The following is a 17,007-nucleotide window of genomic DNA, read 5'->3' as shown; positions in this document are numbered from 1 at the left end:
AAGGGGCGCGGTGATCCGCGCCCCTTTGCATTTTCGTCAGTTGACCGGGCTTACTGCGCAGCCGGAGCCGGCGCTGCGGCGTCGGCGGCCGGCGCGGCACCATCGGCCGGCGGGGTCTCGAGCTGCTGACGCAGCTGCTCGGCGCGATCCTGCAGAACCTGCTCAAGCGCGTTCTCGCCCGAGGTTTCCTTGCGGAACTGGTCGAAGGTCAGGGCAGCGTCGCCATCATAGGTGGCGGTGAAGCCGGCCAGGCTGATCTCGATGGTCAGGTCCTGATTCTGGCGGTTCTTGGCGGTGAGCTTGAGCGTGCTGCCCTTCTTGAGCGAGTTCACATACTGCTCGTTGATCACCAGCTGGGTGGCGCAGGAAGTGGGGTCGCACAGCATATAGGGCACGCGGATGGGCTTGGCGCCATCGATCTGCCAGGTCAGGCCGAATGGCAGCAGCACGCCGAGCGGCACTGCAGCGACGGCCAGCAGACGGCTTTCCTGGCCCGGATCGTCGCGCAGCAGGAACGAGCCGAGGAACTGACCATTGGCCAGGATCACCTGGCGCATGATGCAGGCCTTCTGGCCATCGGGCAGCGGGTCACAGACCTTGAGCCAGTTGGTGGCGGCACTGCCGGCGCCGGGGGCAGCAGCCGCGTCGGCGGCCGGAGCTGCTGCAGCGTCAGCAGCAGGCGCAGCCGGAGCGGCCTCGGCGGCGGGCGCCGCGGGAGCAGCCTCCTGGGCAAAGACAGACAGCGGGGACAGCATGAGCGCGGCCACCGCAAATCCGGCGACGAGGGGTTTCCTGATGTTCATAGAATTTCCTTGGCTTCCTTGGCTGTCCAGGTGACTTGGCGTCACCGCGTGAATTGAACTGCCCTTCAAGTGCTGAATTCGGGCAATAGCATGACCAATACCCCTTGCCAAAGCATTATGGCGAGACAGGGTTTACCGGCGCGCCTCACGGAGAAGTTTCCGCCAGCTTGGCCATGCGCGAGAGGATTGCGGCTGCGCCTTTCAGACGATCGGTGGGGGTCGGCCAGTTGCGGGCGAAGACCAGCTTCTGGTCAGGCTTGATGCGCACCTGGCTGGCCGGGTCGCTGACCATGCGCACCAAGCCTGCCGGATTGGGAAATTCGTTGTTGCGCAGGCTGATGACGGCGCCCTTGGGACCGGCATCGACCTTTTCCACATTGGCCTGGCGGCACAGCGCCTTGACCAGAATGACCTTGAGCAGGGATTCCACTTCCTCGGGCAACGGACCGAAGCGATCGATCAGCTCGGCACCGGCGGCATCAATGTCGCGGATATCGGTGAGGTCGCCCAGGCGCCGATAGAGCTGCATGCGCAATTGCAGGTCGGGAATGTAGTGCTCGGGAATCATTACCGGCATGCCGAGGGAAATCTGCGGGCTCCACTCGTTCTTGTCCTCATAATCGGCGTCGCCGTTCTTGAGGTTGGCCACCGCCTCTTCCAGCATGGCCTGATAGAGCTCATAGCCGACTTCGCGGATATGGCCGGACTGCTCGTCGCCCAGCAGGTTCCCTGCCCCGCGAATGTCGAGGTCATGGCTGGCCAGCTGGAAGCCGGCACCCAGGCTTTCCAGCGATTGCAGCACGCCCAGGCGCCGCTCGGCGGTGTCGGTGAGCTTGCGATCGGGCGGCACGGTGAACAGCGCATAGGCGCGCGCCTTGGCCCGGCCAATGCGGCCGCGGATCTGGTAGAGCTGCGCCAGGCCGAAATGGTCGGCGCGATGCACGATCAGCGTGTTGGCGTTGGGAATGTCGAGGCCGGATTCGACGATGGTGGTGGCCACCAGCACGTCGAACTTGTTGTCGTAGAAGGCGTTCATGATGTCGTCGAGCTCGCCCGGCGCCATCTGGCCGTTGGCCACGACGTAAGAGACCTCCGGCACATGCTCGCGCAGGAACTCGGCGATCTCGACCTGGTCCTTGATGCGCGGCACGACATAAAAACTCTGGCCGCCGCGATATTTCTCGCGCAGCAGCGCCTCGCGCACCGAAAGCGCGTCAAAGGGCGAGATGAAGGTGCGGATGGCGAGGCGATCGACCGGCGGGGTCGCCAGCAGGCTGAGGTCGCGCACGCCCGTGAGCGCCAGCTGCAGCGTGCGCGGAATGGGCGTGGCGGTGAGCGTGAGCACATGCACATTGGCCTTGAGCTCCTTGAGGCGCTCCTTGTGGCCAACGCCGAAGTGCTGCTCCTCATCGATGATGAGCAGGCCGAGATCGCGGAACTTGATGGTCTTGCTCAAGAGGGCATGGGTGCCCACCACAATGTCGACCTGACCATCGGCCAGACCTTCCTTGGTGGCCTTGAGCTCGGCGGCGCCGACCATGCGCGAGGCCTGGCGCACGCGCACCGGCAGGCCAGCAAAGCGCTCGCTGAAGGTCTTGAAATGCTGCCGCGACAACAGTGTCGTCGGCACGACGACCGCGACCTGCTTGCCGCTGAGCGCGACCGCAAAGGCAGCGCGCAGGGCCACTTCGGTCTTGCCGAAGCCGACGTCGCCGCACACAAGGCGATCCATGACGCGGCCGGAGGTGACATCGTCGAACACCGCCGAAATGGCGGCCAGTTGATCCTCGGTTTCCTCATAGGGGAAACGGGCGGCGAATTCGTCATAGGCGCCGGGGCTGATCTCGATGACATCGGCCTTGGTGAGCAGGCGCGCGGCAGCGATCTTGATAAGCTGCTCGGCCATCTCGCGGATGCGCTGCTTAAGCTTGCCCTTCTTGGCCTGCCAGGCGACGCCGCCCAGCTTATCGAGCGTGACATTGCCCTCGTCGGCGCCATAACGGGTGAGCAGCTCGATGTTTTCGACCGGCAGGTAGAGCTTGGTGTCGCCACCATATTCGAGCTCGACGCATTCATGCGGCGCACCGCCCGCCTCGATGACCTTGAGGCCGATGAAGCGGCCGATTCCGTGATCGACATGGACCACCAGATCGCCGGCCGCCAGGCTCGCCGCTTCGGTCAGCGCGTCGCTGGCCTTCTTCTTGCGCTGCGGCCGCAGAATCCGTTCGCCCAGGATGTCCTGCTCGGAGAGGACCAGCAGGTCCTTGGTCTCAAAGCCGGATTCGAGCGGCAGCACGACCAGCGAGGTGGTGGCGGCGCTAGTGGTTTCGGCATCGCGCCAGTTTTCCGCCAGGCGCGGATTGGTCAGGCCATGGTCTTTGAGGACCTGGACCATGCGATCGCGCGTGCCGGTGCTCCAGCAGGCGACGACGGCGCGGCGGCCCTTCTGGCGCTCGGCCAGCAGGCGATCGACGACGGACTGGAAGAGATTGGTGTCGGTGGCCTGGCGTTCGGCGGCAAAACTGGGGGCAATGTGCCCACCGGCATCGTCGGCGGCCTTGGTGCCGGGCGCCATGAACTGGCTGAGTTGCACCACGGAAGCGCCGGCCAGCGCATAGGGGTGCTGGTCGACGGCATAGAGCAGTTCGGGCTTGACTGGCTTATAGGGCGCGCCGGTGCCGGCGACCTTGGGGGTCAGCCGTGCCGCCTCGCGCGCCTCGTAATAGTCGCGGATCTGGGTGACGCGGTCGGTATAGGCCTCGGCGGCCTGCTCGTCGAAGACGAAGGGCGCATCGCCGACATAGTCAGCCAGGGTATCGAGATGCTCGTAGAAAAAGGGCAGCCAGTGTTCGGTGCCCGAATAGCGCGAGCCGCCGCTGACCGAGGCATAGAGCGTGTCATCGACGGTGTTGCCACCAAAGGCAGCAGTGTAGTTCTGGCGGAAGCGGCGGATGGTGGCTTCGGTGAGCACGACTTCGCTCATCGGCGTCAGGTCGATGCGCTTGAGCGTGCCGGTGGTGCGCTGGCTATCGGGATCGAAGGTGCGGATCGACTCCAGCGTGCTGCCAAAAAAGTCAAAGCGCAGCGGCGATTCGGCGCTGGCCGGGAACAGATCGACGAGGCCGCCGCGGACGGCGAATTCGCCGCTTTCGCGCACGGTGGGGACGCGCAGATAGCCATTGTTGGCCGCCCAGGAGATCAGCTTTTCGCTATCCACCATGCGGCCAGAGATGGCCGAAAAGGACATCTGTTCGACCACATCGCGGGGCGGCACCTTCTGGATCAGCGCATTGACCGCGGTGAGCACCACAGCGCCCTTGGCGCCGCTGGTGAGCGCGGCCAGGGTGTTCATGCGCGCGGCAATGGTCACATTGTTGGGCGAGACGCGGTCATAGGGCAGACAGTCCCAGGCCGGCAGGGTGAGAATGGCGTGGCCGGGCAGCATGGCGCCCAGCACTTCGGCCATGCGCTGCAGCCGGCGGCCGTCGCGGGCGACAAACACCAGGCTGGCGGCATCCTCGGGGGCGGCCTTGATGCGCTGCTCGACCATTCGGGCCAGCACCATGGGCTGCATGCCATCGGGCACATTGGCAATGGTGCGCGCGGGGCGCAGGGGCGTCGCGTCGTTCATTTGGCCAGCCGGGCGTGATGATCGGCAATGACCAGAGCCAGGAAATCGCGGTCGATATGGTCGGGCGGCGTCTCCTGCCCCATGACCCATTTGAGCAGCGGCGGATCTTCCTCGCTCATCAGCGCTTCGAGCCGGTCGAGCTGGGCGGTATCCATCGCCTCGGTATGGGCATCGGCATAGGGGCCGAGCACGAGGTCCATTTCACGGGTCCCCCGGTGCCAGGCGCGGTAGCGCAGCTTCTTGCGGCGCATGGAAATATCTTCACCGGCAGTCATTTGACGCGCCATGATCCCGTGTTTGTTCCCGATTTGGACGCTTTACATACGCGGATTAAGCTAGCTTGTCAGCCCTCAGCGGCTTGACCACGATCATGTCGCAGCAGTGGGGACACCGTAGACTATCTGGACCAGTGTGATGAGAGCACGTTCATGCCGATCCCCCAGACCAAAGCCGAGCTGCTGACGGCGATCATCGAATCCTATCGCAAGCTGGCGCCGGAGCTGGCCAGCATTCCCCCCGAGCGCACGGCCGAAGCGAGCCTGGAGGGCCACAGCAAGGGCACGCTGATGAGCGTGCATGATCTGGCAGCCTATCTGCTGGGCTGGGGCGAACTGGTGCTCAAATGGCATGCGGGTCGGGCGGCGGGCCAGGTTGTCGACTTCCCCGAAACCGGATTCAAATGGAACGAACTTGGCCAGTTGGCCGCCAAATTCTACCGCGACTATGCCGACCTGCCCTATCCCGAACTGCTGGCGCGGCTGGACGCGACCAAGACAGCGCTGGTGGCGCTGGTCGAGGGGGAGAGCGACACCGCGCTTTACGGCGTGCCGTGGTACGAGACATGGACGCTTGGCCGCATGGTGCAGTTCAACACCGCTTCGCCCTATGCCAACGCCCGCGCTCGCCTGCGCAAATGGAAGAAGCAACAGGGTCTGGATTGATCGGGCCGACGGCGCCTGGCGCCGCCATGGCATGCCTTCAAACGCCCGGCGCGGGGCTGTAGCCTCCGGGCAAGGAGAATCACCAGCCCGTGTCGCGCCCCGAATCCCTTTCGCCGCTGTTTCGCTCGCTGCACTCGATCAAGGGTGTCGGCGACAAGCTGGCTGCGCTGCTGACGCGATTCTTCGGTGCGCCCGAGGGGCAGGACGCTATCGCATTGGATATATTGATGCATATGCCGTCCGGGGTGGTGGACCGGCGGCGGCAGGTGGGCATTGCCGAGGCCTATCTCAACCAGATCGTGACGCTGAAGCTGCATGTTGACCGGCACCAGCCGCCGCCGCGGGGCAAGGAGCATATTCCCCATCGGGTGTTTGCCCATGACGAGACGGGCGATGTGCAGCTGGTGTTTTTCCGCGCCCAGGGCGGCTGGGTGGAGCGGGCGCTGCCTATTGGTGAGGAGCGTTATGTCTCTGGAACGATTGGCTTTTTCAATGGCGAAAAGCAGATCACCCACCCCGACTATATCGTGGAACCCGACAAGTTTGCGAGCCTGCCGCTGGTGGAACCGGTCTATCCGCTGACGCAGGGGCTGAGTTCGAAGGCGCTGGCCAAGCTGGTGCGGCAAGTCGTTGATAGTGTTCCGGATTTACCCGAATGGATCGATGCCGGGACGCTCCGGCAGCGGCAGTGGCCGAGCTTTGCCGCCGCCATGCGCATGGTGCATCTGCCGGACGCGCCGGGCGAGGCGGAATTGTGGGCCCCTGCCCGGCAAAGGCTTGCCTATGATGAATATTTTGCCGGTCAGCTGACGCTGCAACTGATCCGCTCGACCATGGTGGCGGACCGTGGCATCGCGCGGGTTTTTTCGGGCCAAATCACCGAAAGCGTTCGCAAGGTGCTACCCTTTTCATTGACACAAGGGCAGCTTGCCGCGGTCGACGAAATCCGTGCCGATCTCGCCTCGCCCGACCGCATGTCGCGCCTGCTGCAGGGCGATGTCGGCGCGGGCAAAACGGTGGTGGCGCTGATGGCCATGGCGGCCATGGCCGAGAGCGGCGCGCAATCGGCATTGATGGCGCCGACCGAGCTTCTGGCGGCGCAGCACTACAAGACGCTCAAGCCGCTCTGCGACCTCGCGGGGCTCGGCTGCGAGCTGCTAACCGGCAAGATGCCGGCGGCGGAGCGGCGGGCGAAGCTCGCGGGCATTGCCAGCGGGGCGACGACCATTGTGGTGGGCACGCATGCGCTGTTCCAGTCTGGCGTCGACTTCCACAATCTGGGCCTGACGGTGGTGGACGAGCAGCACCGCTTCGGCGTGCACCAGCGGCTGGCGCTGTCGGACAAGGGCAAGCATACCGACCTCTTGGTAATGACGGCCACGCCCATTCCGCGCACGCTGGTGCTGACGCATTTCGGCGACATGGCGGTGAGCATCTTGCGGGAAAAGCCCAAGGGGCGGCAGCCGATCGATACCGCGGTGCTGTCGATTGGCGAGTATGACCGGGTGGTGGCGCGGCTCAAGGCGCGGCTCGACGATGGCGCGCAGGCCTTCTGGGTGTGCCCGCTGGTGGAAGAAAGCGAACATCTCGACGTGGTGGCCGCCGAGGACCGCTTTGCCGAGCTGGCAAAAGTGTTCGGCGACCAGGTGGCGCTGGTGCATGGCCGCATGAGCGCGGCGGCCAAGCAGGAGGTGATGGGCCGCTTTGCCGCCAATGAGGTCAAGCTGCTGGTGGCCACCACGGTGATCGAAGTGGGCGTGGACGTGCCCAATGCCTCGATCATGATCATCGAACATGCCGAGCGCTTCGGCCTGGCGCAATTGCACCAGTTGCGCGGGCGCGTAGGCCGTGGCTCGGCCCGCTCGTCGTGCCTCTTGCTCTACAAGGGCAATCTGAGCCAGACGGCGCAGGCGCGGCTCGACACCATCAAATCCACCGAAGACGGCTTTGAGATCGCCGAGCGCGACCTGGAGCTGCGCGGCCAGGGCGACGTGCTGGGCACGCGGCAGTCCGGCATGCCCGGCTATCGCCTCGCGGTGCCCGACGTACACCGGCACCTGCTCGACTTCGCCCATGACGACGCCAAGGCGCTGCTGACCCGTAACCCCGGCCTGACTGGTGAGGACGGCGAAGCGGCCCGCACGGCGCTCTATCTGTTCCGCAAGGATCTTGCGATTCCGCTGATCCGGGCGGGATAGTGGGATTTGGGGTTGGCGGCTGGGATAGGGGCGGCAGCCGTCAGGCAGCAGCGCTCCATATTCGTTCCGTTTGAGCCTCAAGTGTAATTGCCCGAAAGCGGACATCACCCTTTTCTAAAATTGGCTGCACTGAACTTATCGCTCAATCACATCGGCACCTGGTTTGATAGAGCCTGTTAACCGACATCGTCCGATTCCGTCATTCAAACTTGAGTTGAATGTGTGTAGGTTATGAGTGGGCGTCTCAGGGTCTATTCGATGCATATACCAACTGCCAGAGTATCGCGTTTTTCTGTCGAGAATTATAAGTCTTTCAAGCAGAGAGCAGATATTCATCTTGCTCCCCTGACGATTATATTTGGATACAACAGCGCTGGCAAAAGTGCGCTACTGAGACTTCTCCCATTTCTTGCCGACTCAGTGACATCGTCGAGAGGGAGTCCTCTGGCCCGATGGTCTGAGGCAGTGCGCGGAGCGTCTTTCGAAGACCTCATTTGTAAGGGTGGCGCAGCCCAAACGGTATCAATTGAGCTTGGTTGGGCCGATGCGGCACTTAAGTCAGTTTCATACACAATCCGCGATCTCCCGGACCGTGGTGTGCAAGTGGTTGAACGGCTGAGCGTTCTTAGTGCCGATGAACAACGGCTGACGGCGGTCTGGGACGGCGAGACGGTCGACCACAGCGGCGCGAGGTACTCTTACTCAGTCGGCGACGCGACTGAAAAGTTTGCATTGCTGGCCTTCGATGGACTGGCACCTGTCATTGTTGGCTCGCAGAACGAAGATCAGGAATTTGTGGGGTGGCTGGTTAGTCTCGCTAACTTGCTTAGGCTTATGCCCGAGCAGGTAACGTGGCTCAAGGCACTTAGGGATGTCCCGAGTCGAATAGAGATTGGGGGCGAGCAAGTCGGTCGCCTTCAATCGGGTGGACGGGGTGCAACAGAACTGCTGTTGCGAGATGGGACGAATGGCGGAAGTGCCTTATCCAAGGTGTCCGATTGGTATGAAAGGGCTACAGGAAACTCCTTGCGTATCGAACGTGCAGCTTTCAAAAACAAGGACCTGTTCTCCGTTGTTTTGAATCCTGTGCGGTCAGCGGCCGCGTCGGCGATCGCTGATACTGGGGAGGGGATGGCGCAAGTATATCCCGTAGTGGCATTTCTTGCCTCTCAGGAGAACTCCGACACGAAGGCGATCTTCGCTGTGGAGCATCCTGAACTCCATCTACACCCTGCGGCGCATGGCGAACTGGCGAGTCTCTTTTGCAGCGTGGCCCAACGAGGTCATGTGACTTCCGTAGTTGAGACACATTCCGAAAACTTCCTGCTTCGAGTTCAGCTTGAGATCGCCGAAGGGAGGCTTCGTCCAGATGCCGTGGCACTCTACTGGGTCAGGCAGGCCGATGATGGGGCAAGGGTGGAAGCCATCGAGTTTGACGCGCTAGGACGCCCCAAGGACGAGCGTTGGCCGCCAGGAATGTTCAGCGAGAACATTGAACAGGCACGTCAGCTGGCGATGGTTCGTCGAAAAAAGCTTAGCGAAGATGAACATCGTTCTTAGTGCCAGACTGTTCGACAATCCGCCGCCCTACATTTCACTAGCCAAGCTCGCATATTTTGCGCTGGAGGGCAGGCACCGTATTGCGATTTCTGACGAAAGTGATCCTGCCTTCAAGGCTTGGCTTGCCTCGCGACTAGAGCAAGATCGTCATGAGTGGGAATTCGTGCTAGACTCGGCTCTGTTGGCAAGTGCTCGTGAGCCAGCACGGCTGGAAATTGAGATCGTTCCCGCAAATCTTCCGTCAAACTGGAATTCAGATCCACCGCAACTGCAGCTTGCTGCGGCCATTAACGCACTCGATAAGCCAATTCGCGTGATCGTTGAGAACGGACTCAATGATAGAGCGTTCCTTTTGGCTATGGCCACTAACGAACACCGATCTGCTCTGGAGCATGCCGAGCGCTCTGGATTTCTCGAGTTTTCAAACGGTGGAGGCATAACGACCCTCTTGCAGATCATTGTGGCAAGCTGTTCATCGCGAGGCTCCGACTCGATCAGGACACATGTGCTAGTCGATAGCGATGCTCTGCAGCCCAACGCGCCGAGCGAGCAATCAGAGAATGTTAGGTCATTCTGTGATAGTAAGTTGGTTTGGTGCCACCAACTCGAACGTCGGGCCATAGAGAACTATCTCCCACCAGATCTTCTTCGCGGCTGGGCTTACGCGCAAAACAAGCCAACCGCACAGCAGGCGTTTGATGCTTATATTTCTATGAGCCCAGATCAGCGACGTCACTACAATATGAAGAAGGGCTTTAAGGGAGATGCAGCTCGGCAAGGGCCGACCTCCGGAACCTTGTATGGTGGCCTAGAGCTTTCGGTCGCCTCAGCTTTGTCAGATGGATTTGGAACCTCCATAGCAAACCTTTTTACCACATGCATGGTGACGGAGGACCATAGTCGTCGTGACGGATCGTGGGACGAAATCAACCGAATTACGACAGATTTGATAGCGAGGCTTCGCTGAATGAGAGCACCGAGTTTCTACAGTGACCCACACGTTCAGTTTCTGTCACAGCTATTGGAGGAGATTGGAGCCGGATATTTGCAGGTCCCGCGATTTCAACGACCTTTCATCTGGAATTGGGAGCGTCGCAGAGAACTGCTGCGCAGCATCCGGGATGGAATTCCGATGGGATCGGTGATGGTTTGGCGCACCGCCAAGACCACAGTAGAATGCTACAATTACCTGGGTCCATACCCTTTGGCTGAGCCTGAATTCGGGTCAACGAGGAGTTACATCCTCGATGGCGTACAACGGTTGAGTACCCTCTACGGTGCTTTACACGTACCCACCCAGTCCTGGCAAACCGGGTCTAGTGAACTGGACGACGATGATGACATAGATGGCCCCGACCAAGAGATAGCTCAAGGCGGCCTTGAGGTTTTCGTTGACCTCAAAACCATGGACTTCTGTATTCCAGAACTAGATGATGTGGCAGGCATGATGCCACTTAGCATTGTGTACAGCAGCGTTGCACTGCTACAGTTCCAAAGGCGCCTAACCTCCTATGGTGATGACCGAATGATTGCGGCGTCAGACGAAATCGCCAGGGCGTTCCGCGATTATAAGGTGCCAATTATTCCGATTACTACGGATGATGTGGAGATGGCTACTCGAACCTTCCAACGCATCAACAGTCAAGGCGCTAAGATGAGCGAGGCTCATATGGTTCACGCCCTGACATGGTCACCCAACTTCGATCTTCGCCGGCAGATAACGGATCTTTCCGCCGAATTTCTCTCGGAAATTGGATGGGGGGGTATAGACGATGACCCAGTATTGAAAGCGGTAAAGGCGTCTTTTGGACTAGATGTCTACAAAACTAACGCCCAAGACCTCAGCGATGAGCTGAAGCTGCAGCCCTCGGCCGTGAGGGAGGTCATTGCGGCTATTTCCCGCGCCGCGTCGTTCTTGAAGTACAGCTGTGGTATTCCGTCGCCGGATTTCGTGCCCTATGCCTTACAAATTGTCGTACTCGCAGAAGCGTTCCGAACTCAACCGAGTCCAACAGAGTACGATAAGCGAAATCTAGTAGCGTGGTTTTGGATGACCACTTATGGCGAGCTGTTTGCCGGCATGAGCGGAGATCGAGTGCAATTGGCACTTCAAGACATGCGAAGGATGCTGCAACTCGGGCAGCCAATATGGACATGGAAACGACCATACGAGGAGCGACCACTGGCAAAGGCTTTTGATTTCCGGGCTGCGCGAGCGAAGGCTCTTGTTGTCAGGTTGGCTGAGCAACAGGATCGCGTTTATGGCGATAGCTTCGGATTCAGAGTTCTGTCGGACTCCGGAAAGCGCGCGGCAGTACAGATTGTTCCTTGGGTCATGACAAATAAAGCGACTTATTCAAGTCCAGCTAATCGCTTCTTGCTGCATCCTGGAGAAGCAAGTGTACTCCGAGAGCGTTTGCTTTCCGGTGAGCTTACTCAGCAGGACCGAGCCGCTCACCTCGTTTCTGACCAAGCACAAGCCGCCATATTGCGGGGGGACTTTGAGGCTTTTGTCGACACTCGGCTACACGACATACAGCAACTGGAGGCGGCATTCATCACTCCTCTAGCCGGAATGTTTCTAAGTCCGCAGTCGATACATCGAGACTTGTTCGTCTAGGCAAGTGGTAGGTGCGAATATCATCGCGCCTGCGATGGCCTGCTTAGTAGGCGCGACCCTAATCGCTGTGGTGAAAAGATAGGTGCCCCCTTTCGGCCCCAGACAAACCACGTGGCTGCTTTCGATCAGATTTTGACAATAGCGGGCAAACCGCTACTGGCCCCTTCTTGCCGTTGCGAGGCGACGGCAGAACGTCTCAAATAGGTTCGAAAGCAGTCACTTAGCCTAAGCGCTCGACAATCGCCGACGCCTCCCTGCCAATGCAGAAATCGCGCCAGCCCAAGAGGCGGCCGCGATGATCCGCGACCAGCCGAACGCCCTGCCCCTATTCCACCGTCACCGATTTCGCCAGGTTGCGCGGCTGGTCGACGTCGGTGCCCATGAAGACGGCCGTGTGGTAGGCCAGCAATTGCACCGGGATTGTCGCAAGGATCGGGGCGACGAAGCTTGAGACGTGGGGGATTTCGATGATGTCGGCGACGCCGTGGCCGACGGTCTTGGCGCCTTCGGCATCGGTGATCAGGATGATCTTGCCGCCGCGGGCGGCGACTTCCTGCATGTTGCTCAGGGTCTTGTCGACCAGCTCGTCGGAGGGCGCGACGACGATGACCGGCATGGCTTCATCGACGAGGGCAATGGGGCCGTGCTTGAGCTCGCCGGCGGCATAGCCTTCGGCGTGGATATAGCTGATTTCCTTGAGCTTGAGCGCGCCTTCCATGGCGATGGGGAACATGGGGCCACGGCCGAGATAGAGCACGTCCTTGGCCTTGGAGAGGCGCTTGGCGATGTCGATGATCTGGCCTTCGGTGGCCAGGGCCTCGGACACAGCGGTGGGCAGGCTGATCAGCGCGCGGACCAGTTCGGCTTCCCTCGTGGCATCGATGACGCCACGGGCACGGCCGGCCGCTACGGCCAGGCTGGCCAGGGCGGTCAGCTGGGCGGTGAGCGCCTTGGTGGAGGCGACGCCGATCTCGGGGCCGCAGAGGATCGGGAAGACCACATCGGATTCGCGGGCGATGGTGGATTCCTGGGTGTTGACCAGGCTCGCCACATGCTGGCCCTGGCTGGCGCAATAGCGCAGCGCGGCTAGTGTGTCGGCGGTTTCGCCGGACTGGGAGATGAACAGCGACAGGCCACCCTTTTCCAGCGGCGGCTCGCGATAGCGGAATTCGGAAGCCACATCGATGTCCACCGGCAGGCGGGCATATTTCTCGAACCAGTATTTGGCGACGGCGCCGGCGAAATAGGCGGTGCCGCAGGCGCTGATGGTGAGGCGCGTCAGATCGGCAAAGTCGAAGGGCATGGTTTCGCGCAGGGCGACGCGCTCGGCGCCCATGTCCACATAGTGGCTGAGCGTGTGCGAAATGGTCTCGGGCTGCTCGTAGATTTCCTTGGCCATGAAATGGCGGTGATTGCCCTTGTCGACCATGAGGGCGGAGGCCTGGGAGACGAGCTTTTCGCGCTCGACAATGGCATCCTTGCCATCACGGATGGTGACGCCCTCATGGGTGATCACGGCCCAGTCGCCATCCTCAAGATAGCTCAGGCGCGAGGTAAAGGGCGAGAGCGCCATGGCGTCCGAGCCCAGATACATTTCGGATGTGCCATAGCCGATGGCCAGCGGCGCGCCATGGCGCGCGGCAATGAGAAGGCCCTCATGGCCCTTGAAGAGGAAGGCCAGGGCAAAGGCGCCGCGCAGATGTTTCAGCGTGCGCGAGACGGCCAGCTCGGGCTCGGCACCATTGGCCAGTTCGCGGCTGACCCAGAGCGCCACGGATTCGGTATCGGTCTGCGTCTTGGGCAGATAGCCGTCCCTGGCGAGGTCGGCCAGCATTTCGCGGTAGTTCTCGATAATGCCATTGTGCACCACGGCCACGCGGTCGGTGGCATGGGGATGGGCATTGAGTTCGGTGGGGGCGCCATGGGTGGCCCAGCGGGTGTGGCCGATGCCGATGCGGCCGGCCAGCGGCTCAAAGCTCAGCTTCTGCGCCAGATTGCCCAGCTTGCCTTCGGCGCGGCGGCGGGTGATGTCGCCGCCTTCGAGCGTGGCGACACCCGCGCTGTCATAGCCGCGGTATTCGAGGCGCTTGAGCGCATCGACCAGACGGGTGGCAACCGGTTCACTGCCAACAATGCCGACAATACCGCACATGACTATTTCCCCTTGGCTGCTTTTTTGGCGAGGGCCTTTGCGCGCAGCTTGGGCGCATAGCCTGGCTTGTTTTCCTGGCGGGCACGGCCCAGCGCCAGCGCATCGGCGGGCACATCCTCTGTAATCACACTGCCCGAGGCTGTATAGGCGCCATTGCCGATCGTGACCGGCGCCACCAGCGAGGCGTTGGAGCCGATAAAGACATTGTCGCCGATGATGGTCTTGTCCTTGTTCACGCCATCATAGTTACAGGTGATGGTGCCGGCGCCGATATTGGTCTTTTCACCGATTTCGGCGTCGCCGAGATAGCTCAGGTGACCGGCCTTGGTGCCGGCGCCGATGCGGGACTTCTTGACCTCGACGAAATTGCCCAGGTGCACATCGGGCCCGATGTCGGCGCCGCCGCGGATGCGGGCGAAGGGGCCGATGGAGGCGCCCTCCCCGATCACGGCATCCTCGATGTCGCAGAAGGCGCGGATCTCGACATTGTCGCCGATTTTCACGCCAGGGCCGAAGACCACATTGGGGAAAATGGTGACGTCGCGGCCGATCTCGGTATCCCAGGAGAACCAGACGCTGGCGGGGTCGCGCAGGGTGACGCCGGCCTTCATGAAGTCGCTGCGGCGCAGCTCCTGGAAGGTTGCCTCGGCCTGGGCCAGCTTGGAGCGGTCATCGACACCGACCACTTCGGCGGGATTGGCTTCAACATATTCGACGCGGCGGCCATCGGCATTGGCCAGCTCGACCGCGTCGGTGAGATAATATTCGCCCTTGGCATTGGCATTGCCGATGCGGTCGATGACGGCGCGCAGCGTATCGGCCCGAAAGCCCATGATGCCGGAATTGCACAGGTCGATGCGCCGCTCTTCGTCACTGGCGTCCTTGTGCTCGCGGATGGCGAGCAGGCGGCCGTTTTCGGTGAGGAGACGCCCCAGATTGGTGGGGTCTTCGGGGCGATAGGCGACAACGACGATATCGGCGCCGGCGTCAAGGCGCGTGCCGATCTCGGTGAGCGTGGCCGGCGAGACCAGGGGATTGTCGGCATAGAGCACGATGACATTGCCCTTGGCGGTGGCATAGGCCGCGGCGGCCTGGCGCACGGCATGGCCGGTGCCGAGCCGCTCGGTCTGGACGGCGACCATGGCGTCGGGAACGGACGCCATGGCCGAGGCCTGGACGCGTTCGCTCGAGGCGCCGACCACCAGGGCAATCGCGGATGAGCCGGCGGCCTTGGCCGTGCGCAGCACATGGCCGAGCATGGGCAGGCCACCAACCGGGTGCAGCACCTTGGGCATGGCCGAGCGCATGCGGGTGCCTTCGCCCGCAGCAAGGATGATGGACAGCAGCTCAGTCATTGACGGTCCTCGACACGCAAAGTGTTGTTCACGCGCATTTTCACAGGTTTATGGCATGCAAGAGTTGGCGAACAGCTAATGCCTGCCCCATGGTTATTGTCGAGCGCAATAGCTGATTCGACTGCGCCATCGGGGTTTTTTGACATTGGCCAAGGCATCGGAACAGTTCCGCCAGTCGGACGTGACCAGCTGGGGCATCGTGGCCCTGGTTCTGGGCGGTATTGCGGTGCTGGGCGCCAATGTGTCGGCCATGGTGCCCTCGACCATTCTGGGCGAATTGCACAAGACGCGCATCGAAGGCGCCTCGGTGGACCAATTGCGCCGCCAGGTGGCGGATCTGCGCGACCAGACCAATCAATTGCGGCGCGAGAACGGCGTGCTGGTCACGCGCTTTGCGCTGGCCGAGCAGCAGGGCAACCAGGTGATCCAGCGTGTGGGCGCGCTGGAGGTCAGCGTGCCGCGGCTGCTGGAAGCCAATGCCAGTGGCCAGCGCATTGACCGCTCGGCCATGACGGCCTCCATCGGCCAGGCCCTGGTCTATGATGCCGAGGGCGGCTCGGTGAAGATCACGCGTGAACCCATGCCCGAACTGGGCGCGGCCATGCCAGCGCCGGCCGAGGCTGCGCAGCCCCTGCCCGAAGCCGTGTCGCCGGTTGAGGTCGCAGCCGTACCCAATCAGGCGGCATTCGGCATTGCCCTGGGCAGTGCGGTCAGCTTCGAGCAGGCGCCCGAGACCTGGCGCGACCTCTCCATGAAGCTGGGGCCGCTGCTGTTTGGGCTGTCTCCGCTGCTGGTCGATGAGGCCAATAGCGATGCCAAGCGCATCGTGGTCGGCCCCATCACCCAGCTGTCGGAAGCCACGGCGCTGTGCACCCGGCTGGAGCGGATTTCGATTTCGTGCCTGCCCATGCCGTTCGACGGAACGCCGCTGAGCTATTGAGAAGCGCGCAATTGCGGTTGACAGCGAGGGGAACGTGGCTATGTTCCGCCGCGACGCTCGCAGCGTCAATCTTGGTGCGTGCCGGTAGCTCAGTGGTAGAGCATTCGACTTTTAATCGAATGGTCGAGGGTTCGACCCCCTCCCGGCATACCAATTTTCTTCCCGCGGAATGATCGGGCGCTGCCATGTCTCAGGATATCATTGATCTGCTCAAGGTGCTGGTCGCCACGCTGCTGGTGTTCGCCGCCAGCACGCTGGTGATGCTCTATGTCATCTACCTGCTGTCGCAATATGGCGCGGACCTGCCCATGATCGGCGCCGTGCCGCTGAGCGTGCCGCCCGAAATGGTGCCGCTGCTGGCGCAGAACCAGATCCTGCCCACGCTGGCGGCGGTGCATGTGACGGCCACGGGTCTGGCCCTGCTGCTGACCAGCCACACCATCGACATGGCCCTGCTGATCACCTCCAAGGCGGTTGCCGTGGTCATCACGGCCCTGCTGGGCTTTGTGGGCGGGCATATGATCTATCTGCAGCTGAGCGAGGCCGTGGCGATCAAGCTGGCGCCGCTGACGCCGGTGGCCATCGCGCTGGTGGCGTTCCTGGTGCTCTCGTCGATCCTGAGCGTGCCCAGCCTGCGGCAATTAGGACGCATGCGCTTTGTTGCCGCTGCGGCCGCCATCATCATGGGGCCGCTGCTGCTGGTCTGGCTTTAGCGAATCATTTCATGAGCCTGCGCGATTTCTTTCGCGTCAGGCTTTAGATCATTTCACGTGCAAGTTGACGCGGTTCTATCGCCTTCCCCACCCG

Annotated in this window: 12 protein-coding genes and 1 tRNA gene; 8 read left to right on the top strand and 5 right to left on the bottom strand. The window is 61.8% G+C overall.

Features of this window, described 5'->3' with window-relative positions; translation table 11 throughout:
• Nucleotides 1-50 precede the first annotated feature (50 nt).
• From E8M79_RS10180 to E8M79_RS10170, 3 genes are all read right to left on the bottom strand, one after another.
• The gene (locus E8M79_RS10180; RefSeq protein WP_137151797.1) at nt 51-803 is read right to left on the bottom strand and encodes an invasion associated locus B family protein; all 753 of its coding nucleotides are present in this window, start codon (nt 801-803) and stop codon (nt 51-53) included.
• Nucleotides 804-948: 145 nt separating this feature from the next.
• Nucleotides 949-4,434, bottom strand: coding sequence for a transcription-repair coupling factor (mfd, locus tag E8M79_RS10175; RefSeq protein ID WP_137151796.1), 3,486 nt, complete (start codon nt 4,432-4,434; stop codon nt 949-951).
• Nucleotides 4,431-4,709, bottom strand: a complete 279-nt coding sequence (locus tag E8M79_RS10170) for a succinate dehydrogenase assembly factor 2 (RefSeq protein ID WP_205747899.1) — start codon at nt 4,707-4,709, stop codon at nt 4,431-4,433. The genes mfd and E8M79_RS10170 overlap by 4 nt, the downstream gene beginning before the upstream one ends.
• A gap of 153 nt (nt 4,710-4,862) precedes the next feature.
• Between E8M79_RS10170 and E8M79_RS10165 the strand changes: the two genes are divergently transcribed.
• The 5 genes from E8M79_RS10165 (at nt 4,863) to E8M79_RS10145 (ending at nt 11,753) form a co-directional block, all read left to right on the top strand.
• Nucleotides 4,863-5,375, top strand: coding sequence for a ClbS/DfsB family four-helix bundle protein (locus E8M79_RS10165; protein ID WP_137151794.1), 513 nt, complete (start codon nt 4,863-4,865; stop codon nt 5,373-5,375).
• Nucleotides 5,376-5,464: 89 nt separating this feature from the next.
• Nucleotides 5,465-7,573: an ATP-dependent DNA helicase RecG gene (recG, locus tag E8M79_RS10160; protein ID WP_137151793.1), complete on the top strand. Its 2,109-nt coding sequence runs from the start codon at nt 5,465-5,467 to the stop codon at nt 7,571-7,573.
• A 603-nt stretch (nt 7,574-8,176) separates the two neighbouring features.
• Complete coding sequence (locus E8M79_RS10155) at nt 8,177-9,133, top strand: AAA family ATPase (protein WP_171015817.1); 957 nt, start codon at nt 8,177-8,179, stop codon at nt 9,131-9,133.
• Nucleotides 9,117-10,100, top strand: a complete 984-nt coding sequence (locus tag E8M79_RS10150) for a hypothetical protein (RefSeq protein ID WP_137151791.1) — start codon at nt 9,117-9,119, stop codon at nt 10,098-10,100. The genes E8M79_RS10155 and E8M79_RS10150 overlap by 17 nt, the downstream gene beginning before the upstream one ends.
• The gene (locus E8M79_RS10145) at nt 10,101-11,753 is read left to right on the top strand and encodes a DUF262 domain-containing protein (protein WP_137151790.1); all 1,653 of its coding nucleotides are present in this window, start codon (nt 10,101-10,103) and stop codon (nt 11,751-11,753) included.
• Between the two features lie 325 nt (nt 11,754-12,078).
• On the opposite strand, the gene glmS is transcribed toward E8M79_RS10145, so the two are convergent.
• Together glmS and glmU are read right to left on the bottom strand one after the other, a co-directional pair.
• Nucleotides 12,079-13,905 (bottom strand): glutamine--fructose-6-phosphate transaminase (isomerizing), encoded by a 1,827-nt coding sequence (gene glmS, locus E8M79_RS10140; protein ID WP_137151789.1) that lies wholly within the window; start codon nt 13,903-13,905, stop codon nt 12,079-12,081.
• A 2-nt stretch (nt 13,906-13,907) separates the two neighbouring features.
• Entirely contained in the window at nt 13,908-15,260 is a 1,353-nt protein-coding gene (gene glmU / locus E8M79_RS10135; protein ID WP_137151788.1) for a bifunctional UDP-N-acetylglucosamine diphosphorylase/glucosamine-1-phosphate N-acetyltransferase GlmU, read from the bottom strand.
• 145 nt (nt 15,261-15,405) lie between these two features.
• Between glmU and E8M79_RS10130 the strand changes: the two genes are divergently transcribed.
• From E8M79_RS10130 to E8M79_RS10120, 3 genes are all read left to right on the top strand, one after another.
• Nucleotides 15,406-16,200 carry a hypothetical protein gene (locus tag E8M79_RS10130; RefSeq protein WP_137151787.1) on the top strand — a complete coding sequence of 265 codons (795 nt, stop codon included), beginning with the start codon at nt 15,406-15,408 and terminating at the stop codon, nt 16,198-16,200.
• A gap of 78 nt (nt 16,201-16,278) precedes the next feature.
• Nucleotides 16,279-16,353 (top strand) — tRNA-Lys (locus E8M79_RS10125).
• A gap of 32 nt (nt 16,354-16,385) precedes the next feature.
• Nucleotides 16,386-16,913, top strand: coding sequence for a hypothetical protein (locus E8M79_RS10120; RefSeq protein WP_137151786.1), 528 nt, complete (start codon nt 16,386-16,388; stop codon nt 16,911-16,913).
• Nucleotides 16,914-17,007: the final 94 nt, after the last annotated feature.

The sequence above is a fragment of the Devosia sp. FKR38 genome (assembly GCF_005222805.1).
In the GTDB taxonomy this organism is placed as follows: domain Bacteria; phylum Pseudomonadota; class Alphaproteobacteria; order Rhizobiales; family Devosiaceae; genus Devosia.
The sequence above is the reverse complement of the archived record's forward strand: the minus strand, read 5'-3'. Positions and strand labels throughout refer to the sequence as shown.